Raw genomic sequence first — 23,174 nt, 5'->3', positions numbered from 1 at the left:
AGTGACGAGCGAACCCAAGGCTTTCGCCTCCTTGTCGTCCGGGCTGCTTGCCCGCAAGGGCTCGGCCCGGCCAGCCATGCGACCGCAGGGCTTCGGTCAGGGCGGCGGCAACCTCGACGACCTGGGCTGGAACGACATGGGTCACGAGGCGCAGCGGCCGGTGCTGACGGCGGTGGCCCCTACGAACGAGCCCCATCCGGGTGCGAACCACCCTGCACCGCCGCTGTCGCGCACCCCGCTCGCGGGACTGACGCCGATCTCGCCGGTGCATGACCAGCAAGCCGAGATCGAGCAGCGCTTCGGTCAGCCGGACGAGGAAGTGTTCGATCCGTTCGATACGGCGGACGGCGACGCTCATGCCGAGACGAAGGCGTACGAGCAGGACCTTCCGGATGAGCTTGAGGCGTTGGAACTGCTCGACGCGTTGCCCGTCGAGGCAGATTGCCAAGTTGAGAATCCCGTCGTGGCGGTGGCACCGGTCGCACCGGTCGCTGCTTCAGCCAGCCCGCGCCCCGCACCAAAGCGTTCGCGGGAAGCGCGGTCCGAGCAGAACGCCAAGGACAAGGCCGCCTTCACCCTTCGTCTCGACTCCAATCGCCACCTGAAACTGCGTCTCGCCTGCGCGGTCAACGCCAAGTCAGCGCAGCAACTCGTGACGAAGGCGCTCGATGAGCTGCTGTCCTCCATGCCCGAGCTTGAAGCGATGGCCAGCCAGGCGCCCGAGCGGGCCAGCCGAAAGGGACAAGCATGACCAAGCTGCTTCGCGCCTCGACCGCCATATCATCACTGGCGATTGCCGGCTTGATCGCCGGCTGCGCCAGTCCGTTCGGTCGGGGACCGGAGCGTGGCAGTCTGGCGGTGAACGGCAAGGACGCGGCCGTAGGCGTCGCAACCCGCGCGCACCTGGCGCTGGCCACCGGCGACTACGCCGCTGCGGTGAGCTGGGCCGAACAGGCGGTCGGGAACGCACCTCGCAACGCCAGCCTGCGGAGCCTGCTCGGCAACGCCTACCTCGGGGCGGGACGGTTCGCTTCTGCGGCGACGGCGTACAATGATGCGCTAACCTTGGCTCCCGGCGAGCCACAGCTCATGCTGAAGCTGGTGCTGGCCGAGATCGCCGGGGGAAAGCACGCCTCAGCGACCCAGCTGCTTGATCAGCTACGCGGTTCAGTCGACCCTGCAGATATCGGTTTGGCGATGGCGCTGGCGGGGCAGCCCGGCAACGCAATCGCCCTGCTGGACGAAGCCGCGCGGCAACCTGCGGCTGATGGCCGCACCCGGCAGAATCTGGCGCTTGCCCATGCCCTTGCGGGGAACTGGGAGATGGCGCGTACGGTCGCCAGTCAGGACCTTCCGGCCGATCAGGTCGACGCTCGGCTCCAGGGCTGGATGGCGCTCGCCACACCGCAAAGCTCCGGGGCGCAAGTGGCCTCGTTGCTGGGCGTGAGCCCGGCGGCGGCCGACCCGGGTCAGCCCGTGCGCCTGGCCTTGGCCGAAACCCAGGTCCGGCTGGCATCGGCAGCGGCGGTGCCGTCGGCCCCGCCTCCGCCTGTGGCGCTGCCCGTCGCCCAGCCAGAGCTGGCCGCGGCCGAGACTACCGTCATGAACGACCCCGGCTTCGCCGCGGCACCCGTGCCCGCGGAGCCAGTCGCCGTAGCGGCAGCCTCTGTGACCGTGCCGCTGCCGGCCGCAAGCCCCGCACCTGCTCCGGCTCCGATGGAAGTGCCGATGCGGCTGGCGGACATCGCCTCCGAGCTGGACTCGATCCGCCGCGAACCGGTGCGGCCGGGCGGCGCGTTGCCCAAGGTCGCTCAGCTGCGCCGCAGCGCTGCCGTCCGCTTCGCCCGCAGCGGAGTGGTGGTGCAGCTCGGCGCGTACGGCTCGCTCAAGCGTGTCCAGATGGCTTGGAACGGCATCGCCCGGCGTCATGGTGCGCTCAGCCGCTATACTCCGGCCAGCGCTCGCTTTGAGAGCGTGAGCGGAACCGTGTACCGCCTATCGCTTAAGGGTTTCGCAAGCGATGGCGAAGCCAGGGCTCTGTGCCAGCAACTCAAGCGCTCGGGCTCGGCCTGCTTCGTCCGGAACGTCGCGGGCGATACGCCGGTGCGCTTGGCGTCGCGCTAGGCGCTCAGCAACAGATCAAGCACCGCCATTCGCATCGCCACCCCGTTCGCGACCTGGCGGAGAATCAGCGAGCGAGGATGATCCGCGATCTCGTCCGCAATCTCAACCCCGCGGTTCATCGGGCCGGGATGGAGCACCACGGCATGGGGCGCGGCCTGGGCCAGCCGTTCGACGGTTAGCCCGTAGCTCGCCAGATACTCGCCCGGCGAGTCGCCAAGCTCCTCGGCCAACCGCTCTCGCTGGATCCTCAGCATCATCACCGCATCCGCACCTCGAACCGCCTCGTCGATCGCGCCGCCGCCTGGCAGATCGTCGGGCAGGAGTGGGGGCGGGCCCGCCAGCCGGACCGTGGCGCCGAGCCGCTCGAGCAGCTTGCGGTTGGACCGCGCCACCCGGCTGTGGCGAATGTCGCCGCAGATAGCGACGGTCAGACCTTCGATCCGGCCGAAATGCTGGCGCAAGGTCAGGGCATCGAGCAGGGCCTGGGTCGGGTGCTCGTTGGTCCCATCGCCGGCATTGAGCACCGGGCAGTCCATCAGCTGAGCGACCTCGGCGACCGAGCCGTCCTCGCCGTGCCGCATGACCAGGGCGTCGGGTCCCATGGCGTTGAGCGTCCGCGCGGTGTCGGCCAGCGTCTCACCCTTCTTTATGCTGGATTGCTCGACCGGAAGGGTGAGCGGTACGGCGCCGAGCCTGGCTGCGGCGGCGGCGAAGCTCATCAGGGTGCGGGTGCTGTTCTCGTAGAACAAGTTGAAGACGATCCGCCCGGCATACCTGGTGGAACCTCCGCCTCGCCGGGTGAACAGGTCAGCGGTCTCGAGCAAGCCGTCGATCTGCTCATCGGTCAGGGAGTCGATGGAGAGAAGGTCCACGAGCCGCTCCGCTAATCGACTTGCGGCAGGTTAGCCAGCGCGTCGATTGCGCCCTGGAGAATGTGCGCAGCAGCAAGCTTGTCGACCGCCGCCGAGCGCTTGGCCCGGCTGACGTCGGCCGCCACCATGGCGCGCTCGACGGCTTGGGTGGACCAGCGCTCGTCCCACAGGAGGATGGGCAATCCTAGCGGAAGGCAGTTACGGGCAAAGGCCCGAACGGATTGGGTGCGGGGCGAGTCGGTTCCGTCCATGTTGAGCGGCAGGCCGACCACCAGACCTTGCACCCTGTGCGCCTCGATCACTCTCCCGAGAGCCTCGAGGTCCTGGGTGAACTTGGTTCGGCGGATGGTCTCGGCCGGTCCGGCGAAGCTCCAGCCTTCGTCGCACATCGCTACACCAAGGGTCTTGGTACCAACATCCAACCCGGCGAGCTTGCCGCCGGGCACCGCCTTGGCGAACTCAGCCGGGCTCGCGGTGATCAGCGCTGCCGCCATGCCGCCAGCCGCCCCAGCGCGTCGCGGCGGATGTTCGCCCAGAACAGCGCGTAGTCGTAGACGTGGTAGTTGTTGCCCGGCAGCACATAGGGGCCGATCGCCGGCACCTCGCCGTCGACCAGGAGAAAGCCGCCCTCGCAGCGGGCGCCGACCTGACCGATGGCCAGGGTGGCGTTGGTCAGGTCGCCGTTGGGCACCAGCGTGCCGAGATTGGCTGTTGGAGGCGCGGCGCCGTTCCGGGTGCCGGTCAGCGGATTGACGCACAGCAGGTCCTCGCGCCGGCGCTTCTGCCCGGTGGGGCCAACCGAGCCGTCGTAGACGTCGGTGATGAGGTCGGTGTTGGCGGGCTCGCCAAAGGTCTCCCAGCTGAGCACGCAGCGAGGCTGGTCGGCCCGCTCGCAGGCGGGCAGGCCGAAGGTGGGAACGTCCGCCGTCACCGAGATCGGCCAGCCGACGACGTAGGCCGCCGCGACCCGCTGAGCGACCGGCCGGCCGGCAACCCTTTCCCGCAGCAGGCGTGTGAGGTGCAGCGCGCCCTGACTGTGGCCGGCGAGGATGATCGGGCGGTCGCCGGCTTCGAGGAGGAAGCGGTCGAACGCGCGGGCGACGTCGCGGTAGGCGAGGTTGAGGGCCTGGGTCGCATCCTCGCTTTCCAGCAGAAAGGCACCGAACGCGGCCTGGCGGTAGCGCGGCGCCCAGACCTGCCCGGCCGCGGTGAGCGCACTGGACTGGCTGCGAACGAACAGGGCGGCGCGGTCCCGGCTCTCCCCGTCGTCGAGCGGCGCGTTCCAGCGGTCCCGCCGGAGGTAGGTGGTCGGATGGATGTAGAAGACCGCCGCATCGCCGCCGGCTGCCGCCGTTCCGGCACCTTGCGGCACCCAGCTCGACGGGTCGCCGGCGAGGCCGGGGCGGGCGATCCAGTTTTCCTCCTGCCCATAGTCGGGGCCGCTGGTGGGGGGCTGCTCCTCGAAGCTGCCCTGCGGGGTCGCCTGGCGGACCAGCACCTCGCCGCCATATTGGAACAAGGCAAAGGCGCCCGCGACCACCAGCAGGGTCAGGAAGAAGACGATCAGGAGGAAGCGGCGGGCGCACATGGGTCGGCGGACCTAAGGGGTGCGGGGGACGGCGGCAAGGCGGGGAGGAGGGCGTCGCAAACGGCGGTGTCGCGAGAGCCGGCTTGACTCCGGTTGACCGTGAGCAGCGTTCGCCGGGGAAACGCCACCCCTGTTACCTTGGTTGAGGGGGCAGCCGTCACCTTCGGGCCGCCCGAGCTGGATGCGGCGCGCGCCTCTCCGTGACCTTTGTCACCTTCGCGCTCGCCGCCGGCCAGGCCGATCGGAGGCTGCTGCAGCGCCCGCTCCCAACCGGCGGCGAACAAATCGTCCGTTCGCTCGGGCGCGAAAGGCGTAGGCGCTCTTGCGGCTGATGCCCGCAGCCGCAGCGGCGCGGCTAACCGAACGGGTGATGCGGAGCGTCGCCAGGAAAATGGCCTGCCGGTGGGGCGTCCAGCCGTCGTGGCGGGGGCGGGATGAGTGAGGCATGCGGAGGGCACCAAGCACGGCAGAGGGGCTGTAGGACAGGTTTTTGTGCTGGTGGGGCGGTGGACTGCGCGGGCCGCTGCGGATGTTGCACGTTGAGCAGGCATGGTAAGCAGGTTGCGATGGCGGACCAAGAGCAGATCCCCGGCGGGGTCGTCCATGATCTTCCAGCGGACCTGGCCGTGGCGCTGGCGCGTGACGGGCAAGCGCTACTGACCTGGCGGGACATCACGCCGCTCGCCCGAAACGAATGGATCTGCTGGATCGAGTCGGCCAAGAAAGCTGAAACGCGGCAGAAGCGGGTGGAGTGGGGCCGCGAGAACCTGCGCGACGGCAAGCGGCGCCCCTGCTGCTGGCCAGGCTGCCCGCATCGCCAGCGGGGGTGAGTGCTGGGGGCGACTAGGTTTGCTATCGACCCATTGCGGACTTTAGCTCGCTCGGGCAGCCTTGGATACATGACCGACGATTTTGCCGCGCTCATTCCTGAGCTTCCAAGGTGGAACAATGGCGCAGATATCGACCCGGAAAGCTGGATCGAGTGTGTTGGCAACTATGAACTTGCGACTGGCTACAGTCTCATCTTCTGGCCCAAGTTCGTTCAGTTTGACGGCTACGTTCTCCGGCGGTTTTTCCGCGGAATCGCTTCGGGATTTCAAAGACGCGACCGGCTGTGACCGGATGGCAGTGGAGACCGTCATGAACCACCCCCACATCGCCGATATTCATTGCGATGTTGAGCCATCCGAAGGTCAGCTCCGTTATCTTGGTCGGATGCTCAAGGAGATCCACGAGGTGAAGCTGAGCCGAGATTTCCCGCACGTGCGGTTCGCCGTCTCGTTCAATGACGAACCCGGCTTAAACTCAATCGATTACGAACTGACGTTCTGGCAGGCTGCGGATTGACGACCTTCGATGTCCGCTTCCCACCCAATCCGACATCGGCGGCCTAAATCTACTTTCGACCAATTGCAGACATTCGCCTGCAGGAACACTTCTGTTCCACAGAAAGGTCGAGGGCGAACGTCGCGAAGCTTCATCCGGCTGGAATGCGGATCCTGTGCGCACCTGCGCTAGGCTGCTCGCCCGCTGCTGCCCTGCACCCATCATTGCTGCTCCGCCGGAGACGCCCCCGACTGCCGCCGCGGATCGCCTGCAGGACCGCCGGCGGCTCGAACTAGCGGGAGATGCGGAACGCGACCCCCACTTAGCACGACCAACAGGGAGCCCTCGGGTCCCGGTTGACTAGGCCGGACCAATCAGCGACGGCCGCTTAATATAGCGTTGCCTCAGAGCAGCCAACAGGGAGTCAACATGTCCAAATTCATCTTAGCCGGCGCAGCGATCGTCGCCATTAACACCGCGGACACCGCGGCGGCGCAAAGCGCTGACTGGACCGGAGGGTATATCGGGGGTCGTGTGGGCTATGCCGCAGGCCTCGACGACAATGACGAACGCATCCTGTTCGACACCGATCTCGACGGCACCTTTGGCGACACCGTCAACACGGCCGCCGGCGCCGATGCATTTTCTCCTGGCTTCTGCGGTGGCAGTCCCGAGAGCGCGGTTGCCGCCGATGGGTGCGACAAGGACAACAAGGGCATCGATTATGGCATTTTCGCCGGTTACGATTACGATTTTGGGGCGATCGTCGTCGGCGCCCTGGTCGAATATGGCCGGAGCAAGGTCGAGGATGCGGTCACCGCCTTTTCTACCACCCCAGCGAATTACGCGTTCAACCGCGAGCTGAAGGGCACATTTGGCCTACGCGGTCGGCTCGGCATCGATGCCGGCGGGTTCATGCCTTATGTGACAGCGGGCGTGGTGCGCGCCAAGATCAAGGACAGCTTCGTCACCAGCAACGCTGTTAACGCCTTCGCACTCAATCAGCGCTCGCACCGGGAGACTGGATACCGTCTTGGCGGCGGCGTCGAGGCGATGGTCGGGCCGGTAGCGCTCGGCCTCCTCTACCTACGCACCAACGTGAAGGACGAGGATGCGCGCGTTGCGGTGACCCAAGGCACGGCCGGTCCAACCAACCCGTTCATCCTGGTCAATCCGAGCGGCACGGCCTTCCGCCGCTCGGAAGACCGCTTCAAGACGCACGCGTTGAGCCTGACCGCAAGCTATCGCTTCGGTGGTCTTGCCGCGGCGCCGCCGCCGCCGCCGCCGCCGACTCCTCCTCCCGTTCCGGTAGCGCCGGCAACACAAACCTGCCCGGATGGGTCGGTGATCCTGACGACCGACGCCTGCCCAGCGCCTCCGCCGCCTCCGCCGCCACCGATCGCTGCGCCCGAGCGAGGCTGAAGCTAATAAAGGGCCGGGTCAGAGATGGCCCGTCCCCTTCCACGTCTCAGGTCCAATAGAGGATGCGGGCGTAGGGGAGTTGGCGGGCGATCTCTTCTTCGAAGAAGCCGCGGAGCTCGGCCATGGTCGCCTTGTCGTAGACCTGCTTGATCGCGCCGAACTTGGTGCGCTTCTCCGAGCGGTTGGTCTCGCTCATGTCGAGGTCGGAACCGGGATACCAGCTCTGCAGCACCGCCTTGGAGCCGGGGGTGTAGCGGTGAGTGATGAGCTCGATGGTCAGGTCGGGGTCGGGGAGGGCGGACAAGGCCGCGGCGGCCTGGGCGATGAGCTCGGCATAGGCTTCGCGCCAGCCTTCGGCGGCGATGATGGGGGCGACCGTAAGGCCGATCGGGTAGCCCGCGGTGCCCATGTGGGCGAGGGCGGCAAGCCGGGCGGCGACGGGGCTGGTGCCGCCTTCGAAGCGAGCGAACACCGCCGGGTTGACTGACGCGCGCATGCGGGTGCGGCCATTGTGCTCGAGACCGAGGAATGGGTCGACCGAGTCGAACTTGCTGGTGAAGCGCAACTGCGCCGGCGCGTCCCACTCGCCGAACCAGCGGATCAGGGCGGACAGCGAGCCGGTGAGGTGCTCCAGCGCCAGCGGGTCGGTGTAGCAGCTTGCTTCAAAGGTGGTGCCTTCGTGGGCGCGGGTCTTTGAGCGGGAGGTGATGGTACCTTGGCCGAGCTTGGGCGGGAGCTGGGCGAGGATCTCCGGCAGGTTGGCGTAGGCGCGGGTGATCGGCGGGCCGTTGAGCGAGCCGGCAAGATAGCAATAGTTGCAGTGGGCGGGGCAGCCCTCGGCCAGGTCAACGCGCCAGTCGGCCGAGGGGGCGATCGGCTGGAGGCGGAGCTTGGACGGCGGCGCGACGGTGACGGCCAGGGTCTGCTTGGCCAGTGCATAGGCCTTGCGCGGGTCGTCCGGCAGGCCGAGCGACAGGCGGTCGGCGGGGAGGCGCTCGACCGGGATGCCGAGAGATTCGCAGTTGTCGGCAATGGCGCGGCCGTGCTCCCATTCCAGCGAGGAGCGGGTAACCAGCACGCGCTTGGGCCGCCACAGGCGGGAAGCGGTCGGTCGGGAGAGAGCGGGGGCGTTCATGCGGGGACTGATAGGATATGGGGATCGACCTTGCTCCCCGGAACCCCTCTCGCTAGGGCGCGGGCCATGTCCGTCGATACCGCAACCGTGCGGCACATCGCCCGGCTCGCGCGGCTCAAGATGAGCGATGCGGAGGTCGAGGCGATGGTGCCGGAGCTGAACAACATCCTCGGCTGGGTCGAGCAGCTGGGCGAGGTCGATACCGATGGGGTGGAGCCGCTGACCGCCGTGATCGACTTGGGCCTGCGGCTGCGCGACGACCGGGTGACGGATGGGGGCATCCAGGACGAGGTGCTGGCGAACGCGCCTGAGGCGCAGCATGGGTTCTTCGCGGTGCCCAAGGTGATCGAATAGTGACGGAGCTTACCCGCAGGACCATCACCGAACTACGCGACGGCTTCCGCTCGGGCGACTTCTCCGCGCGGGAGATCGCCGAGCAGTTCAACGCGGCGGTGGCGGGTGCGCGGGCGCTGAACGCCTACACGGTGGAGACGCCGAACGACGCGCTGGCCGCGGCGGACACGGCGGATGCGGCGCGGGTCTCGGGCGATCTGCAGCCGCTGTCGGGCATTCCGCTGGGCATCAAGGACCTGTTCGCGACGGCGGGCGTGGATACGACGGCGGGCTCCAACATCTTGGCGGGCTTCAAGCCGCCGTACGAGAGCACCGTTTCGGGCAATCTTCGCCGGGCGGGCGCGGGGATGCTGGGCAAGCTCAACATGGATGAATTCGCCATGGGCTCGTCCAACGAGACCAGCGCCTACGGGCCGGTGCTGTCGCCATGGAAGCGGAACGACGGCGGCAATGCGGCGCTGACGCCGGGCGGGAGCTCGGGCGGGTCGGCGGCGGCGGTGGCGGCGGGGCTCGCGCCGGGGGTGACGGGCACGGACACGGGCGGGTCGATCCGGCAGCCGGCGGCGTTCACCGGCATCTCGGGGATCAAGCCGACCTACGGGCGCTGCTCGCGCTGGGGGATTGTGGCGTTCGCCAGCTCGCTCGACCAGGCCGGGCCGATGGCGCGAACGGTGCGCGACTGCGCGATCCTGCTGGAGGCGATGGCCGGGTTCGATCCGAAGGACTCGACCTCGCTCGACTTGGCCGTGCCGCGATGGGAAGCGGGATTGTCGAGCGATCTCAAGGGCAAGCGGGTCGGTATTCCGACCGAGTATCGCATCAAGGGCGTGCCGGACGAGATCAACGCGCTGTGGGACCAGGGCATCGAGTGGCTGCGCGACGCGGGCGCGGAGCCGGTCGAGATTTCGCTGCCGCATACCAAATATGCGCTGCCGACCTACTACATCATCGCGCCGGCGGAGGCCTCGTCCAACCTCGCGCGCTATGACGGGGTGCGGTATGGTCGGCGCGAGGCCGGCGAGGGCGGGCTCGAGGGCATGTACTCGGCGACCCGTGCGGCTGGCTTCGGGGCGGAGGTCAAGCGCCGGATCATGATCGGCACCTATGTGCTGAGCGCAGGCTTTTACGACGCCTATTTCAACAAGGCGCAACGGGTGCGGGCGCTGATCAAGCAGGATTTCCGAGCGGCGTTTGAGCAGTGCGACCTCATCCTGACCCCCACCGCGCCGAGCGCCGCGTTCGGGCTGGGCGAGAAGCTGGCCGACCCGATCGCCATGTACCTCAACGACGTATTTGCGGTGCCGGCGAGCCTGGCCGGGCTGCCGGCGATGAGCGTGCCGGGCGGGTTGGACGACCTCGGGTTGCCGCTCGGGCTGCAGATCATCGGGCGGGAGCTGGATGAGCAGGGCGTGCTGATTGCGGGTCTGGCGATCGAGGAGCGGGCGGGGTTCAGCGCTCGGCCGGAGAAGTGGTGGTAATGGCTGACGCAACCGCGCCCTATCGCATCCGCGGCGAAACCGGCGAGTGGGAGGTCGTGATCGGCCTTGAGGTCCATGCGCAGGTGACCTCCAACGCCAAGCTGTTCTCTAGGGCCGCGACGGCTTTCGGGGCGGAGCCGAACACGCAGGTGAGCCTGGTCGACGCGGCGATGCCGGGGATGCTGCCAGTACCGAACCGCGAGTGCATCCGGCAGGCGGTGCGGACGGGGATGGCGCTGGCGGCCACCATCAACCGCTGGTCGCGATTCGACCGGAAGAACTATTTCTACGCGGACCTGCCGCAGGGTTATCAGATCAGCCAGCTATACCATCCGCTGGTGGGCGAGGGGACGGTGCACGTCCTCACCGACGAGAAGGACGAGGGCAGCGCCAAGGCGATCGGCATCGAGCGCATCCATGTCGAGCAGGATGCGGGCAAGCTGATGCACGACCAGCACCCAACGATGAGCTACGTCGACCTTAACCGCTGCGGCGTGGCGCTGATGGAGATCGTGTCCAAGCCGGACATGCGTTCGCCCGCCGAAGCAGGGGCTTACCTCAGGAAGTTGCGTGCGATCCTGCGCTACGTCGGCTCGTGCGACGGGAACATGGAGGAAGGCTCCATGCGCGCCGACGTCAATGTGTCGGTGCGGCGGCCGGGTGATCCGTTCGGAACCCGGACCGAGACCAAGAACGTCAACTCGGTCCGCTTCGTGCAGGCGGTGATCGAGCATGAAGCGCGGCGGCAGATCGAGGTGCTGGAGGAGGGCGGCGCGGTTTTGCAGGAAACGCGGCTGTACGATCCGGGCCGGCAGGAGACGCGGTCGTTGCGGTCTAAGGAGGATGCGCACGACTATCGCTACTTCCCCGATCCGGACCTGCTGCCGCTGGAGCTAGACGACGCGTTCCTGGCGGACTGCCGAGCGAGCCTGCCTGAGCTGCCCGACGCCAAGCGGAAGCGGTTCGAGCTGATGGGCATGTCCGCCTACAACGCTTCGGTGCTCACCGCCGAGGTCGAGACGGCGAGCTGGTTCGATGTCCTGCTGAGCCACGGCGTCGACCCCAAGCAGGCGGCGAACTGGGTGGTGGCGGAGCTGTTCGGCGCGCTGAACCGGCTGGGCGTGAGCATCGCCGAGTGCCCGGTCTCGCCGGCGCATGCGGCCGAGCTGCTGAAGCTGGTAGCCGACGGCACCATCAGCGGGTCGATCGCGAAGACGGTGTTCGAGAAGATGCTGGAGAGCGGCGATCCGGCGGGCGCGATCGTCGAGGGCGAGGGGCTCAGGCAGACCAGCGATACCGGCGCCATCGATGCGGAGATCGAGCGGATCCTGGGTGCGAACGCGGACAAGGTCGAGCAGTACCGCGCGGGCAAGCAGCAGCTGTTCGGCTTCTTTGTCGGGCAGACGATGAAGGCGATGGCAGGCAAGGCCAATCCGCAGGTGGTGAATGAACGGCTGCGGGCGAAGTTGGGCTAGTCATAGCGATGCAACCGGGCCGCTGCTATGCGGCCGATCATGCCTAAATTGCTCCTTGTCGCGGCCGCCCTCTTCGCCACTCCCGCCGCCGCCCAGACTGCCGCGCCCAAGCTGATCGTCGCCATTTCGGTCGACCAGCTGTCGTCCGACCTGTGGGAGCAATACCGGCCGCTGTTCACCGGCGGGCTGGCGCGGCTGGCTAACGAGGGGACGCTGTTCGTCAACGGCTACCAAAGCCATGCGGCGAGCGAGACCTGCCCGGGCCATTCGACGCTGCTGACCGGCCGCCATCCAGCCGCAACAGGGATCATCGCCAACAATTGGACCGACCAGGGCGCGGCGCGGGCGGACAAGACCATCTACTGCGCGGAGGACGAGACGGTCCCCGGCACCACGTCGGGCAAGTACAAGGTGAGCCCTGCGCACCTGCGGGTCACCACCTTGGGCGACCGGCTAAAGGCGATCAGCCCGCGGAGCCGCAACGTAACGGTGGCGGGCAAGGACCGGGCGGCGGTGATGATGAGCGGGCGGAGCGCGGACGGGCGCTGGTATTGGGACGGCAAGAGCTGGGCGACCGACCTGACGGGCGCGGCGACTCCGCGGACCATCTCGGCACTGAACCAGGTGTACGCCGCGAGCCTGGCCGCGCCGCGTGGGCCGCTGGAGCTGCCGCCGCAATGCCAGGCGCGTGCGCGGGCCTATACGGTCGCGCCGGGGCTGACCGTCGGGACGGGGCGGCTCGACCGGGTGGCAGGCGATGCGCGCGGGGCGCGGGCGCATCCCGAGTTCGATGGCGCGGTGCTCGCGGCGGGCGCAGGCCTAGTGGGAGAGTTGCAACTCGGGCGCGGGCCGGCGACCGACGTGCTGTCGCTCGGCCTGTCCGCCACCGACTATGTCGGGCACAGCTTCGGCAGCGGCGGAACCGAGATGTGCCTGCAGATGCTGGCGCTCGACCGGTCGCTGGGCGACTTTCTACGGCGGCTCGATGCGACGGGCGTAAACTATGCCGTGGTGCTGTCGTCGGACCATGGGGTGATGGACCTGCCGGAACGGCTGCGGGACGGAGGCGTAGCGCAGGCGCGACGGGCGGAGCCGGCACTGGCGGCGGAGCAGGTGGGCAAGCTGCTGGCGCCGCAATTCGGGCGAACGGAGAGCGTGCTGCGCGGCGAAGGCATCGGCGGCGACATATGGATCGACCGCACCTTGTCGACGGCCATCCGCGCGCGGGTGCTGCGAGCCGCGGTCGAACGCTACCGCGCTCACCCGCAGGTCCATGGCGCCTACACCGCAGACGAGCTGCGCAAGCTGGCGATGCCCAGCGGTTCGCCCGACAAGTGGAGCGTGATGGAGCGGGTCCGCGCCTCGTTCGATCCGGCCCGCTCGGGCGACCTGGTCGTGGTGTTGAAGCAATGGGTGAGCCCGATCGCTGCCCCCACGAAGGGCTATGTCGCGACCCACGGCAGCCCGTGGGATTACGACCGCCGGGTGCCGATCGTGATTTGGCGCAAGGGCGTTTCCGGCAGTGCCCGGAGTGAGGCGGTCGGGACGGTCGACATTCTGCCAACCCTAGGGGCGCTGATCGGCGTGCCAGTGCCTGCCGCTTCAATCGATGGGCGCTGCCTGAACGCCGCCGCGGGAGTGCGTTGCCCAAAGTAGATGCGCGCTTCGTTCATCTTGTAGAAAGCTTCTCCAGAATAGCTCAACTACTTGGTTAAATGATTGAAGTGAACGGCTTTTCGGCTCGGGAAAGCTGGCGCAAGCGGGAGAAGTGCATGCGTCGTCCACTATTGCTCGCGGCCGTGGCCGCTTCGGTCGCGACGACCGGTTGCGTGCAGACGCGGCAGTTCGCCGACCTGCAGTTCTCGCCGCCGCAGGGCGACTACAAGCTGTTGGTGCTGCGGCCGGACGTGCAGGTGAGTTCGGTTACCACGGGCGGCCTGTCCGAGCCGCGGGCCGACTGGACCGAGCAGGCGCGGGGCCACGTCATCACGGCGCTGCGTGAGCAGCAGGCCGGGCGGGGCGGCAAGACGCTGATCATGGAGCGCCGTGACGCAATCTCCGGCGTGACCGCCGAGCAGGTCGCGGACGTGGAGCGGCTCAACGCCGCCGTCAGCCAGTCGGTCGCCTTGCACAAATATTTGGGGGTGACCCTGCCGACCAAGCGCCGCCGGGGCCTCGAATATACGCTGGGGCAGGAGGCGGTGCGCTTCGGCCAGCGGACGGGGTACGACTACGCGCTGTTCATGCATGCGGAGGACAGCTTCGCCAGCACCGGCCGGGTCGCGCTGCAGGTGCTGGGGATCGCCGGCTGCTTTATCGGCTTTTGCGCTCCCAACATCGGCGGGGCAGGGCAGTTCGCCTATGCCAGCCTGGTCGACCTGCGCACCGGCGACGTGGTGTGGTTCAACGTGGTCCAGGCCGGCAGCCAGGTGGCCGGCATCAAGTTCGGCGACATCCGCAGCAAGGAAGGCGCCGCGCAGATGGTCGACCGGCTACTCGGCCGGATGAAGCCGGGCAAGGACATCCGCCGGCAGCAGCGACAGCAGCGGGCGCAACGCTCGCAAGGAGCCGCACAATGAGCGCCGAGCTTTCCCGCCGCGCCCTGCTCGCCGGGGGCGGTGCCGCGACCGCGGCGCTGGCGACCGGCATGGCCGAGGCCCGGATCCCGCCGGCTTCGCTGAACCCGTTGATCGGGCCCGGCTATCGTCCGACCGACCGTGACGAGCTGGGCCTATGGGCGCAGATGCAGCGGGTCGAGGAGGAGGTTGCCGGCTCCAACATCCTGGTCAAGGACGACAAGCTCAACCGCTACCTCCAGCAGCTGATCGGCAAGGTCGGCGGTCCGGCGGCGCGCGACATGCGGATCTATCTCGCCCGCATTCCGGACTTCAACGCGGTCATGTTCCCGACCGGCTTCACCGTGATCTTCACGGGCCTGCTGCTACGGATGCGCGACGAAGCGCAGCTTGCGGGCGTGATCGCGCACGAAGGCTCGCACTTCCTGCTGAAGCACCAGATCCGCCAATACCGCAGCATCCGCGGCAAGACCGACATACTGAGCTTCGCGGCGATGCTCGGCGGGATCGCGGGCGGGGCGGCCGGCTACAATACCGGGGACCTGACGCAGCTGGCGCAGCTCGGGACCATCCTGTCCATTCTGCGCTACAGCCGTGACCTGGAGGCGGAATCGGATGCCTTGGGGCTGAAGCTCATCAGCCAGGCCGGTTATGCGCCCCTGTCGATGTCGGAGACGTGGGAGCAGCTGATCGGCGAAAGCGAGCTCAGTGCGCGAGTGCGCCGCAAGCGGCCCGACCGCGGCTATTCCATCTTCTCGACCCACCCGGCGCCGCGCACCCGGATGAACGACCTCAGGGTATCGGCGACCGAGCTGACCGTGCCGGGGCGGACCTACGACCGTGGGCGCGAGCGCTACCTGGCAGCGATCGGCGACATCCGCCCGACCTTGCTGGACGACCAGGTCAAGCTGAACGACGCGGGCTCGACCCAATTCGTGATCGAGACCTTGGCCAGGGACGGCTGGAACGGGCAGCTGCGCTTCTACCAGGGCGAGTCGCTGCGGCTCCGCAACAGCCCGCAATATCACCAGCGCGCGGCGCAGAGCTATACGGCCGCGATTGCCTATCCCGATGCTCCCGCCGATGCCTGGCGCTGGCATGGCATCTACCTGATGAAGGCCGGGCGCCAAGCCGAGGGCCGTACCGCGCTGCAGCGCTACCTCACGATGGCGCCCAACGCGCCGGACGCGCCGTTCGTTCGGCAGATGCTGGTCAGTTGAGCAGGAGGATTGCTTTGAGGTCGAACCGTCTTCTCCTTGCCGCAGCTGCCGGCGTCACGCTCGGCTTGTCGGCCTGCAGCAGCGGGCTCGGCGGCGTTGGCGGGTTTGGCGTCTACCAACTTGTCCGTCCGGCCAAGGTGATCAGGGTCGGCAACGGCGCCATGGCGGTGGTCGCGCCGCGCGAGTGGAACCGCACCAGGCGCAACGGCTTCACCGACATCCGCTATGTCGAAGACTGGACGCTGAACGGTCCGTACCTCGATGGCGTGACCTTCGTGTCCGGCCTGCCGGACGACCGGCGGATCATCCGCCAGGAGCGCCGGGCCGACCGACAGGTGCCCAAGTTCCGCTCCAACATGACCGCCCCCGAGGTGGCTTCCCTCCTGGAGACGCTCTACCGGGTCGAGGGCGGGACCGTCGACTGGCGAACGCTGGCCCTCGTTCCGCGCCCCTTCATGGGGTATGCCGGTTTCCAGTATGATTTCGAGCACCTCGACGGCGACGAGCTGTGGCGCAAGGGCCGGGCGGTCGGTGCGGTCATCAACGGCCGGCTGTACATGATGCTGTTCGATGCGGCGCGCTCGCACTATTATCCATCGGCGCTGCCCGACTTCGAGGCGATGGTCGCTTCGGCCCAGTTGCGCCGTTGAATCAGGAACTTGTTGGGCGTGGGCCGGGTTTTCGGGGCATGACCAAGCTGGAACTGCCGGAGGTGGTTGCGTCGACCCCGATTGAGGAGGTGGATGCGGCTGTTGCGACCGTGCTTGTGCCTTATGCCGAACGCGGGCTGGTACAGCTGGTGGGCGATGCCAGCGACCTGAGCGACCAAGAGCCGCTGTATGCCGCGGCGGCTGCGGTGATCGGCACCGGGCTGGTGATGCGAGATGTGCGGACGGTGCGGGCGGGAACGCGGATGCTGGCTGCGCACTTGCTGGCGACTGCGCTACGCGGCGTGGTCAAGCAACTGGTTGTCCGTACCCGCCCGGATGCGGCCGCGCGCCGCGGTGAGTATCAGTTCGCCCCGGGCGAGCGGCGCGAGTCGGACTTCAGCAGCTTTCCGTCCGGGCACACTGCGGGTGCCGTGGCGGTGGCACGGGCGCTCGGCCGCCACTATCCGGGCAGTCACCATGGGTGGCTCGGCCTGGCCGGAGCGGCGTCGATCGTACAGGTCCTCCGCTCCAAACATTATGTCACGGACGTCGCCGCGGGTGCAGCGATCGCCTTGGTCGCAGAAATCGCGATCGACCGTCTGATCCGCAGGGCCGAGCGGGTTTAGCGAACGACCGGATCGGGACCGGGCGGCGGCTCGGGCTCGCCGGGCTCCACCGGCGGGATCTCCGGCTCGGGCGGGCAAGTCGCCATCAGCCGACCGGTGAGATGGGGGTGGGCGAGGGATCGTTGCCAGGCGAAGCGGGCGAAGGCACGTCAATCGACGGGGTTGCACCGGGCTCCTCGGCGGGGGCGGGCGTAGGCTGGCCGGGCTGGCTCGGCTGTCCGGGTTCGGACGGCTGGGCGGGCTCGAACCCGGGCGCGTCGTCGGGGAAAGGGGGCAGCTGCTGCATCGGGATCTCCTTTGCCGCATCAACGCTCTGCCCTGGGCTGCGGTTGCTCCGCCCGGCCCGGCTTGCTCCGAAGCCCAGCCTTGCTATAGGCGCGCCACCTCTTGGGTCCGCGCGCGCGTGGCGGAATTGGTAGACGCGGCAGGTTTAGGTCCTGTTGTCGAAAGATGTGGGGGTTCGAGTCCCTCCGCGCGCACCATTTCAGACGATTGGCGAACCCAGGCCAGCAACGGGATAGTGACCAGAAACAATGCAGACCGTCGAGATCGAGAACCAGGGCCTGAAGCGGGCTTACAAGCTGACCATTCCGGCACGGGACATCGACGCCCGCGTGGATCAGGAGGTCAAGCGCATTGCCCCGCAGGTGAAGATGCCCGGCTTCCGTCCCGGCAAGGTGCCTGCGAACCTCATCCGCAAGATGCATGGCGAGTCCCTGCAGGGCCAGGCGCTGGAGAGCGCGGTGCAGCAGGGCGTGCAGCAGCTGCTGGCCGACCAGAAGCTGCGCCCGGCGATGCAGCCGCAGGTCGAGCTGGCCGGCGATTATGCGCCAGGGCAGGACGCCGAAGTAAGCGTCAGCCTGGAAACGCTCCCGGACGTACCGGCGCCGCAGATCGACGGGCTGAAACTCGAGCGGCTGACGCTGGAAGTCGACGAAAGCCAGGTCGACCAGCAATTGCAGCAGCTTGCGGCGGGCCAGAAGAAGTGGAGCCCGGCGGAAGATGGCCGCGCGGCCGAAACCGGCGACCAGCTCCTGATCGACTTCGTCGGTAAGGTCGACGGGGTCGCGTTCGAAGGCGGCACGGGGACCGACATGGCGGTGGAGCTCGGCTCCGGCAGCCTGATCCCGGGCTTCGAGGACCAGCTGGTCGGTGCGAAGGCAGGGGAGAGCCGGACCATTGAGGTGACGTTCCCGGCCGACTATCCGACCGAGAACCTCAAGGGCAAGGCGGCGACCTTCGACATCGAGGTCAAGGGCGTGAACACCGCGGGCGAGCTGTCGCTCGACGACGAGTTCGCCAAGAGCCTGGGCCTGCAGGACCTCGAGCAGCTAAAGGGCCTGCTGCGCGACCAGCAGAGCCAGGAGTTGAACGGGCTGACGCGGACCCACATGAAGCGGCGCCTGCTAGATCAACTGGCCGACACGCACCAGTTCGAGGTGCCGCCATCGATGGTCGAGGCCGAGTACCAGAACATCATGCGCCAGCTGGAGCATGAAGCGAGCCATGAGGCCGATCCCGAGGCCGCCAAGGCGGAGATCGCCGGGGAAGCCGACGACTATCGCCGCATCGCCGAGCGCCGCGTGCGGCTTGGCCTGTTGCTGTCGGACATCGGCCAGGCGAACGGCGTCGACGTCTCCCAACAGGAAATGCAGCGGCTGATCGCGCAGGCGGCGCAGCAGTATCCGCCGGCCGACCGGCAGAAGTTCGTCGAGTTCATCGGGCGCGAGCCGATGGCCGCCGCCCAGCTGCGCGCGCCGTTGTACGAGGACAAGGTCGTCGACTTCCTGTTCGGCAAGGCGGAGATCACGGACCGCGCGGCGAGCCGTGCCGAGATCGAAGCCGACCTGGAGAGCGAAGAAGGCCATGTGCACGGCCCGAACTGCGGTCACGACCACGGGCATGAAGCTGCGCCTGCCGCGGTCGAGACCAAGGCCGCCAAGCCGCGCAAGAGCAAGACCGAGAGCGCCCCTGCCGAAGCAGCGGAGACCGCGGCCGAGGTGAAGCCGGCCAAGGCCGCCAAGCCCAAGAAGGCGGCTGCCGAGGGCGCGGCGCTGGAGGCCGCGGGCGCCGCGGCAGAGGCGAAGGCCGAGGCGGCACCGAAGAAGCCGCGGGCGGCCAAGCCGGTCAAGGGCGCGGTCGAGGAGGAGCCGGCGACGGCGGAGCCTGCCGAACCGGCCAAGGACCATGCTCCGGCCAAGCCGGCGGGGAAGAAGTCGAAGAAGGCGGAAGCTTAGCGTCGCCTCGGGATCTGCCTTTCTTAACCCGGTGCAGACAAAGGAAGGCGGATCCCGGCTCGCCGCGACGCGGCGGTTTATCCTGAGCGACGCCGGCAGGCGGCGTCGAAGGGCCGGGATGACGGGGGCTGAAGCATGACCGATCAGCAACAGCCGCGGATCGCTGTGCTGCTGCCTTGCTACAATGAGGAAGCGGCGATCGCGCAGACGGTGGCCGGCTTCCGCGCCGTCCTGCCGACCGCGACCGTTTACGTGTACGACAACAACAGCCGCGACCGGACGGTCGAGGTCGCTCGGGGCGCCGGCTCGGTGGTCCGGACCGAGCGGCAGCAGGGCAAGGGCCATGTGGTCCGGCGCATGTTCGCCGACATCGACGCCGACGTGTACGTGATGGCGGACGGCGACCTGACCTACGATCCCGCCGCCGCGCCTTTGATGGTCGAACAGCTGCTGACCGAGCAGCTCGACATGGTGGTCGGCACCCGCCAGCACGAAGCCAAGGAAGCCTATCGCGGCGGGCATGTGCTGGGCAACCGGCTGTTCACCGGCATCCTGGCCGGCCTGTTCGGGCGCAGCTTCAGCGACATCTTCTCGGGCTACCGGGTGTTCTCCCGCCGCTTCGTAAAGAGCTTCCCGGTGCTCTCGTCGGGGTTCGAGATCGAGACGGAGATGAGCGTCCATGCGCTGGAACTGCGCATGCCGGTTGGCGAGGTGACCAGCCGCTACCTTGCCCGGCCGGAGGGCTCCGCGTCCAAGCTGTCGACCTTTCGCGACGGCTGGCGCATCCTGTCGACCATCGCCACCCTGTACCGGATCGAGCGGCCGGTGCTGTTCTTCGGCGGGATTGGCGCCGCGCTGCTGGTGGCGGCGCTGGTCCTGTCGGTTCCATTGGTGCTGACCTACATCGATACGGGACTGGTACCGCGCTTTCCAACCGCCATCTTAGTAACCGGCTTAGCGATCATCGCGACCCTGTGCTTCTTCGCCGGCCTGATCCTCGCCACGGTCACCCGCGGCCGGCGCGAGGTGCGGCGGCTGGCCTACCTCGCCTATCCCGCGCCTGGCGGCCTGTAACAGGGAAGTCACACCCGGCGCCCGTTCTGCGGATGGAGGCGTTTACCGCTGGGTTAACCATCCTTTCTCTGCCTAGCCTCTGACTCGCACTCGCTGGGGGCGGGCGCGCAGCAGGGGAAAGCTCATGACGATCACGCAAGCCTCGCTTCGGCTCTCGGGCGCATCGTTCGCCCTCGCCGTGGCGCTCGCCTCGCCGGCCGCGGCGCAGAGCACCCTGCCTCCGGACGACGTCCAGGAAGCGCAAGCCGCGCCCAGCCAGGAGACCGAGGGCGAGGAGATCGTCGTTACCGGCTCCCGCATCCGCCGCGATCCGCTGAGCCAGGACGCGCCGATCGTGTTCGTCGACGAGGAGGACATCGCCAAGACCGGCCTCAACTCGATCAATGATGTGCTCCAGCGGCTGCCGAGCAGCGGCGGCGGGCTCAACACCAGGTTCAATAACTCGGGCAACTTCGGCAACCCGCCGGATGGCGGCGGCGTCGGCGCGGGCTCGGCGGAGATCGACCTGCGTTACCTGGGCTCCCGCCGCACGCTGGTGCTGGTGGACGGGCTGCGCTTCGTCAACGCCGCATCGGCCTCGGGCGTGCCGGGGTCGGTCGATCTCAACGCCATTCCCGAAAGCATGATCGAGCGGGTCGAGGTGCTGCAGGACGGCGCGTCGGCCATCTACGGCTCGGACGCGATCGCCGGGGTGGTCAACATCATCACCAAGCGGCGCCAGCAGGGCTTCGACGCCTCGGCCCAGCTCGGCGTCTACGACGAAGGCGACGGCGCCACGCAGAATTACCAGCTCAGCTGGGGCAATGGCGACGGTCCGACCGAGATCGTGGTCGGCGCGAACTTCGTGAAGCAGGACCCGATCAGTTCGGGCAGTCGCGACATCTCGCTGTTTCCGGAACCCTTCGCCGACGCCTGCACCTCCAGCTGCAGCTCCGGCATTCCAAACGGGCGGTTCATCCTGCTCGGCCAGGATCTGACGCTGGTCGCCCCGGTGATCGGGCGAGCACCGACTCTGGCCGACTTCCGGTCCTTCGTCAGTCCGCAGGACCGGTTCAACTTCGCGCCGTTCAACTTCATCCTCACGCCGCTGAAGCGCTACGGCGCCTTTGCCAACGTCCGGCACGAAGTGACCCCCGACATCAACCTGACGGTGAAGGGCCTGTTCAACCGGCGCGAGTCGAAGAATCAGGCCGCGCCGCTGCCGTTGTTCGTCGGCCCGGATGCGGGCAACGGCAACCTGCTCGACACCATCGTCATTGACGCGAGCAATCCGTTCAACCCGTTCGGAGTCACGCTGGACTCGACGAACTTCGCCTTCATCGGCCGGCGCGTGGTCGAGGGCGGGCCGCGGCGCTACAACCAGACGGTCAACACCGCCTATGGTACGGCGACGCTCGACGGGAAGTTCGGGCTGCTCGGGCGCGACTGGTTCTGGGACATCAACGGCATCGCCGGCCGCAACCGGGCGCGCCAGACCGTGCTCGGCAACCTCAACGCGGCACGGTTGCAGCAGGCGCTCGGACCGGTCGCCAACTGCACCGGGGCATGCGTGCCGTTCAACATCTTCGGTGGGGCTGGCTCGATCACGCCCGAGATGCTCGATTTCGTCAGCTTCACCCAGCGCGATCGCAGCCGGCAGCGGCTGTGGGGCGTCAGCGGCAACCTGACGGGCAGCCTGCTCGAGCTTCCGGGCGGCCCGCTCGGCCTGGCGGTCGGCGTCGAGCACCGGGACCTCAGGGGCAGCTTCGACCCCGACGAGACGGTCGCGGCGGGGCTGGGCGCGGACATCCCGGCGCAGCCGACCAGCGGCGGGTACAACATCGACGAAGCCTATGCCGAGATCAACGCGCCGCTGTTGGCCGACCGGCCGGGCTTTCAGTTGCTCGAGCTGAACGGAGCGGTCCGCTACTCCGATTATTCCACCTCTGGCTCGACCACGACCTTCAAGGGCCAGCTCAACTGGAAGCCGATCCGCGACCTGCGGCTGCGCGCGTCGTTGGCCGAAGGCTTCCGGGCGCCGTCGATCGGCGAGCTGTTCGGCAGCGCCTCGCGCTTCGACCAGGAGATCCTCGATCCCTGCTCGGCCGACCAGAACCCGACGGGCCAGGTGCTCGCCAATTGCCAGGCACAGGGCGTTCCGGCCGGCTACCAGCAGCTCAACTCGCAGATTTCGGTGCTGACGGGCGGCAATCAGGAGCTGGAGCCGGAGACGTCCAAGAGCCTGGTGCTCGGCGCGGTGTTCAGCCCGGGCGCCATCCCGCGGCTGTCGCTGGAAGCCAACTACTACAAGATCAAGGTGGACAACGCGATCCAGGCGATCAACGCCAACACCACCCTGCAGCGGTGCGTGCTGAGCAACGATGCGGCGGCCTGCGCGCTGGTCAACCGCTCGGCCTCCGGGTCGGGGCAGATCTCCAACATCGCCGGCTTTCTGGACAACATCGCCAGCATCAAGACCAAGGGTTTCGACGTGAACCTGGCCTACCGCACGGCGCGGACCAGCCTCGGCACCTTCGGCTTCACCTGGAACAACAACTTTCTGCGCAACTACGACATCCTGGTGCCGACCGCGAACGGCACGCAGAAGATCAGCCGGGAGGGAACGGAGCAGGGCAGCCCCGACCAGGCCTTTCCCAAGTGGAAGTCGATCGGCATCCTCGACTGGGATCTGGCGAACTTCGGGGCGACTCTCACCGGTCGGTACATCAAGAGCGTGCGGGAAACGGAAGCGGACAACAACAAGTTGAACAGCCGGCTCTACACCGACCTGCAGCTGCGCTGGTTTGGCATCGACGAGAACCGCTTCGGCTTCGCGCTGGGCGTCAACAACCTGTTCGACAAGGACCCGCCGGGCTGCATCAGCTGCGGCCTCAACAACTTCGACCCGACCACCTACGACGTGCCGGGGCGCTATCTTTATGCCCGGGCGACGGTGAGAATGTAAGCTCTTCAAGGGCTTGAGATGGTGAAGGGCGGCTCCGGCGCGGGCCGCCCTTTTCCGTTGCAAGGACGCCGCT

The 23,174-nt window shown here is 67.9% G+C and carries 22 protein-coding genes and 1 tRNA gene; 18 read left to right on the top strand and 5 right to left on the bottom strand.

Annotation, left to right across the window (positions count from 1 at the left end):
• Nucleotide 1: 1 nt before the first annotated feature.
• Both QZX62_RS10870 and QZX62_RS10865 read left to right on the top strand, forming a co-directional pair.
• Nucleotides 2–751, top strand: coding sequence for a hypothetical protein (locus QZX62_RS10870; protein WP_294174384.1), 750 nt, complete (start codon nt 2–4; stop codon nt 749–751).
• Entirely contained in the window at nt 748–2,124 is a 1,377-nt protein-coding gene (locus tag QZX62_RS10865) for an SPOR domain-containing protein (protein WP_294174383.1), read from the top strand. Before QZX62_RS10870 ends, QZX62_RS10865 begins: the two co-directional genes overlap by 4 nt.
• On the opposite strand, the gene QZX62_RS10860 is transcribed toward QZX62_RS10865, so the two are convergent.
• Genes QZX62_RS10860 through QZX62_RS10850 form a run of 3 tightly spaced genes read right to left on the bottom strand, consistent with a single transcriptional unit; the run spans nt 2,121 to nt 4,584 of the window.
• Nucleotides 2,121–2,996, bottom strand: coding sequence for an aspartate carbamoyltransferase catalytic subunit (locus QZX62_RS10860; protein ID WP_294174382.1), 876 nt, complete (start codon nt 2,994–2,996; stop codon nt 2,121–2,123). The genes QZX62_RS10865 and QZX62_RS10860 overlap by 4 nt on opposite strands.
• Before the next feature lie 11 nt (nt 2,997–3,007).
• Nucleotides 3,008–3,478 (bottom strand): Holliday junction resolvase RuvX, encoded by a 471-nt coding sequence (gene ruvX, locus QZX62_RS10855; protein ID WP_294174448.1) that lies wholly within the window; start codon nt 3,476–3,478, stop codon nt 3,008–3,010.
• Nucleotides 3,475–4,584 (bottom strand): DUF3089 domain-containing protein, encoded by a 1,110-nt coding sequence (locus QZX62_RS10850; protein ID WP_294174381.1) that lies wholly within the window; start codon nt 4,582–4,584, stop codon nt 3,475–3,477. Before QZX62_RS10850 ends, ruvX begins: the two co-directional genes overlap by 4 nt.
• A 566-nt stretch (nt 4,585–5,150) precedes the next feature.
• On the opposite strand from QZX62_RS10850, the gene QZX62_RS10845 reads away from it, so the two are divergent.
• The 4 genes from QZX62_RS10845 (at nt 5,151) to QZX62_RS10830 (ending at nt 7,332) form a co-directional block, all read left to right on the top strand.
• Complete coding sequence (locus QZX62_RS10845; RefSeq protein ID WP_294174379.1) at nt 5,151–5,414, top strand: YdeI/OmpD-associated family protein; 264 nt, start codon at nt 5,151–5,153, stop codon at nt 5,412–5,414.
• A 69-nt stretch (nt 5,415–5,483) separates the two neighbouring features.
• Nucleotides 5,484–5,702 (top strand): hypothetical protein, encoded by a 219-nt coding sequence (locus QZX62_RS10840; protein WP_294174378.1) that lies wholly within the window; start codon nt 5,484–5,486, stop codon nt 5,700–5,702.
• 22 nt (nt 5,703–5,724) lie between these two features.
• On the top strand, nt 5,725–5,931 hold the full coding sequence (locus QZX62_RS10835) for a hypothetical protein (protein ID WP_294174376.1): 207 nt from the start codon (nt 5,725–5,727) through the stop codon (nt 5,929–5,931).
• A gap of 408 nt (nt 5,932–6,339) precedes the next feature.
• Nucleotides 6,340–7,332, top strand: coding sequence for an outer membrane beta-barrel protein (locus tag QZX62_RS10830; RefSeq protein WP_294174375.1), 993 nt, complete (start codon nt 6,340–6,342; stop codon nt 7,330–7,332).
• Nucleotides 7,333–7,378: 46 nt separating this feature from the next.
• Here the strand turns inward: QZX62_RS10830 and QZX62_RS10825 are convergent, their stop codons facing one another.
• On the bottom strand, nt 7,379–8,467 hold the full coding sequence (locus tag QZX62_RS10825; protein ID WP_294174374.1) for a spore photoproduct lyase family protein: 1,089 nt from the start codon (nt 8,465–8,467) through the stop codon (nt 7,379–7,381).
• A gap of 66 nt (nt 8,468–8,533) precedes the next feature.
• On the opposite strand from QZX62_RS10825, the gene gatC reads away from it, so the two are divergent.
• From gatC to QZX62_RS10785, 8 genes are all read left to right on the top strand, one after another.
• Entirely contained in the window at nt 8,534–8,821 is a 288-nt protein-coding gene (gene gatC / locus QZX62_RS10820; RefSeq protein WP_294174372.1) for an Asp-tRNA(Asn)/Glu-tRNA(Gln) amidotransferase subunit GatC, read from the top strand.
• Nucleotides 8,821–10,299 (top strand): Asp-tRNA(Asn)/Glu-tRNA(Gln) amidotransferase subunit GatA, encoded by a 1,479-nt coding sequence (gene gatA / locus QZX62_RS10815; RefSeq protein ID WP_294174371.1) that lies wholly within the window; start codon nt 8,821–8,823, stop codon nt 10,297–10,299. Before gatC ends, gatA begins: the two co-directional genes overlap by 1 nt.
• A complete protein-coding gene (gene gatB, locus QZX62_RS10810) occupies nt 10,299–11,774 on the top strand; it encodes an Asp-tRNA(Asn)/Glu-tRNA(Gln) amidotransferase subunit GatB (protein WP_294174369.1) in 1,476 nt (491 codons plus the stop codon). Before gatA ends, gatB begins: the two co-directional genes overlap by 1 nt.
• Nucleotides 11,775–11,813: 39 nt before the next feature.
• Nucleotides 11,814–13,430, top strand: a complete 1,617-nt coding sequence (locus QZX62_RS10805; protein WP_294174368.1) for an alkaline phosphatase family protein — start codon at nt 11,814–11,816, stop codon at nt 13,428–13,430.
• Between the two features lie 116 nt (nt 13,431–13,546).
• A complete protein-coding gene (locus QZX62_RS10800) occupies nt 13,547–14,353 on the top strand; it encodes a hypothetical protein (RefSeq protein ID WP_294174367.1) in 807 nt (268 codons plus the stop codon).
• Complete coding sequence (locus QZX62_RS10795) at nt 14,350–15,570, top strand: M48 family metallopeptidase (protein ID WP_294174366.1); 1,221 nt, start codon at nt 14,350–14,352, stop codon at nt 15,568–15,570. The genes QZX62_RS10800 and QZX62_RS10795 overlap by 4 nt, the downstream gene beginning before the upstream one ends.
• 14 nt (nt 15,571–15,584) lie before the next feature.
• Entirely contained in the window at nt 15,585–16,220 is a 636-nt protein-coding gene (locus QZX62_RS10790) for a hypothetical protein (protein WP_294174365.1), read from the top strand.
• A 38-nt stretch (nt 16,221–16,258) separates the two neighbouring features.
• Nucleotides 16,259–16,846, top strand: a complete 588-nt coding sequence (locus QZX62_RS10785; protein WP_294174363.1) for a phosphatase PAP2 family protein — start codon at nt 16,259–16,261, stop codon at nt 16,844–16,846.
• A gap of 85 nt (nt 16,847–16,931) precedes the next feature.
• On the opposite strand, the gene QZX62_RS10780 is transcribed toward QZX62_RS10785, so the two are convergent.
• Nucleotides 16,932–17,132: a hypothetical protein gene (locus tag QZX62_RS10780; protein WP_294174361.1), complete on the bottom strand. Its 201-nt coding sequence runs from the start codon at nt 17,130–17,132 to the stop codon at nt 16,932–16,934.
• Between the two features lie 111 nt (nt 17,133–17,243).
• On the opposite strand from QZX62_RS10780, the gene QZX62_RS10775 reads away from it, so the two are divergent.
• The 4 genes from QZX62_RS10775 to QZX62_RS10760 all read left to right on the top strand — a co-directional run bounded on the left by QZX62_RS10775 (nt 17,244) and on the right by QZX62_RS10760 (nt 23,101).
• Nucleotides 17,244–17,328 (top strand) — tRNA-Leu (locus tag QZX62_RS10775).
• 51 nt (nt 17,329–17,379) lie between these two features.
• Nucleotides 17,380–19,083, top strand: a complete 1,704-nt coding sequence (gene tig, locus QZX62_RS10770) for a trigger factor (RefSeq protein ID WP_294174359.1) — start codon at nt 17,380–17,382, stop codon at nt 19,081–19,083.
• A 135-nt stretch (nt 19,084–19,218) separates the two neighbouring features.
• A complete protein-coding gene (locus QZX62_RS10765; RefSeq protein WP_294174357.1) occupies nt 19,219–20,157 on the top strand; it encodes a glycosyltransferase family 2 protein in 939 nt (312 codons plus the stop codon).
• A 124-nt stretch (nt 20,158–20,281) separates the two neighbouring features.
• The gene (locus tag QZX62_RS10760; RefSeq protein ID WP_294174356.1) at nt 20,282–23,101 is read left to right on the top strand and encodes a TonB-dependent receptor; all 2,820 of its coding nucleotides are present in this window, start codon (nt 20,282–20,284) and stop codon (nt 23,099–23,101) included.
• Nucleotides 23,102–23,174 lie beyond the last annotated feature (73 nt).

The sequence above is a fragment of the uncultured Sphingomonas sp. genome, assembly GCF_902806265.1.
In the GTDB taxonomy this organism is placed as follows: Bacteria; Pseudomonadota; Alphaproteobacteria; order Sphingomonadales; family Sphingomonadaceae; genus Sphingomicrobium.
This window is presented reverse-complemented; position numbering and strand designations above follow the sequence as displayed.

Coding starts and splice junctions, on each gene's coding strand:
- QZX62_RS10865 (WP_294174383.1), top strand. CDS start 748: ATGACCAAGCTGCTTCGCGCCTCGACCGCCATATCATCACTGGCGATT.
- QZX62_RS10850 (WP_294174381.1), bottom strand. CDS start 4,584: ATGTGCGCCCGCCGCTTCCTCCTGATCGTCTTCTTCCTGACCCTGCTG.
- QZX62_RS10845 (WP_294174379.1), top strand. CDS start 5,151: ATGGCGGACCAAGAGCAGATCCCCGGCGGGGTCGTCCATGATCTTCCA.
- QZX62_RS10840 (WP_294174378.1), top strand. CDS start 5,484: ATGACCGACGATTTTGCCGCGCTCATTCCTGAGCTTCCAAGGTGGAAC.
- QZX62_RS10835 (WP_294174376.1), top strand. CDS start 5,725: ATGAACCACCCCCACATCGCCGATATTCATTGCGATGTTGAGCCATCC.
- QZX62_RS10830 (WP_294174375.1), top strand. CDS start 6,340: ATGTCCAAATTCATCTTAGCCGGCGCAGCGATCGTCGCCATTAACACC.
- QZX62_RS10825 (WP_294174374.1), bottom strand. CDS start 8,467: ATGAACGCCCCCGCTCTCTCCCGACCGACCGCTTCCCGCCTGTGGCGG.
- gatC (WP_294174372.1), top strand. CDS start 8,534: ATGTCCGTCGATACCGCAACCGTGCGGCACATCGCCCGGCTCGCGCGG.
- gatB (WP_294174369.1), top strand. CDS start 10,299: ATGGCTGACGCAACCGCGCCCTATCGCATCCGCGGCGAAACCGGCGAG.
- QZX62_RS10805 (WP_294174368.1), top strand. CDS start 11,814: ATGCCTAAATTGCTCCTTGTCGCGGCCGCCCTCTTCGCCACTCCCGCC.
- QZX62_RS10800 (WP_294174367.1), top strand. CDS start 13,547: ATGCGTCGTCCACTATTGCTCGCGGCCGTGGCCGCTTCGGTCGCGACG.
- QZX62_RS10795 (WP_294174366.1), top strand. CDS start 14,350: ATGAGCGCCGAGCTTTCCCGCCGCGCCCTGCTCGCCGGGGGCGGTGCC.
- QZX62_RS10785 (WP_294174363.1), top strand. CDS start 16,259: ATGACCAAGCTGGAACTGCCGGAGGTGGTTGCGTCGACCCCGATTGAG.
- QZX62_RS10780 (WP_294174361.1), bottom strand. CDS start 17,132: ATGCAGCAGCTGCCCCCTTTCCCCGACGACGCGCCCGGGTTCGAGCCC.
- tig (WP_294174359.1), top strand. CDS start 17,380: ATGCAGACCGTCGAGATCGAGAACCAGGGCCTGAAGCGGGCTTACAAG.
- QZX62_RS10765 (WP_294174357.1), top strand. CDS start 19,219: ATGACCGATCAGCAACAGCCGCGGATCGCTGTGCTGCTGCCTTGCTAC.
- QZX62_RS10760 (WP_294174356.1), top strand. CDS start 20,282: ATGACGATCACGCAAGCCTCGCTTCGGCTCTCGGGCGCATCGTTCGCC.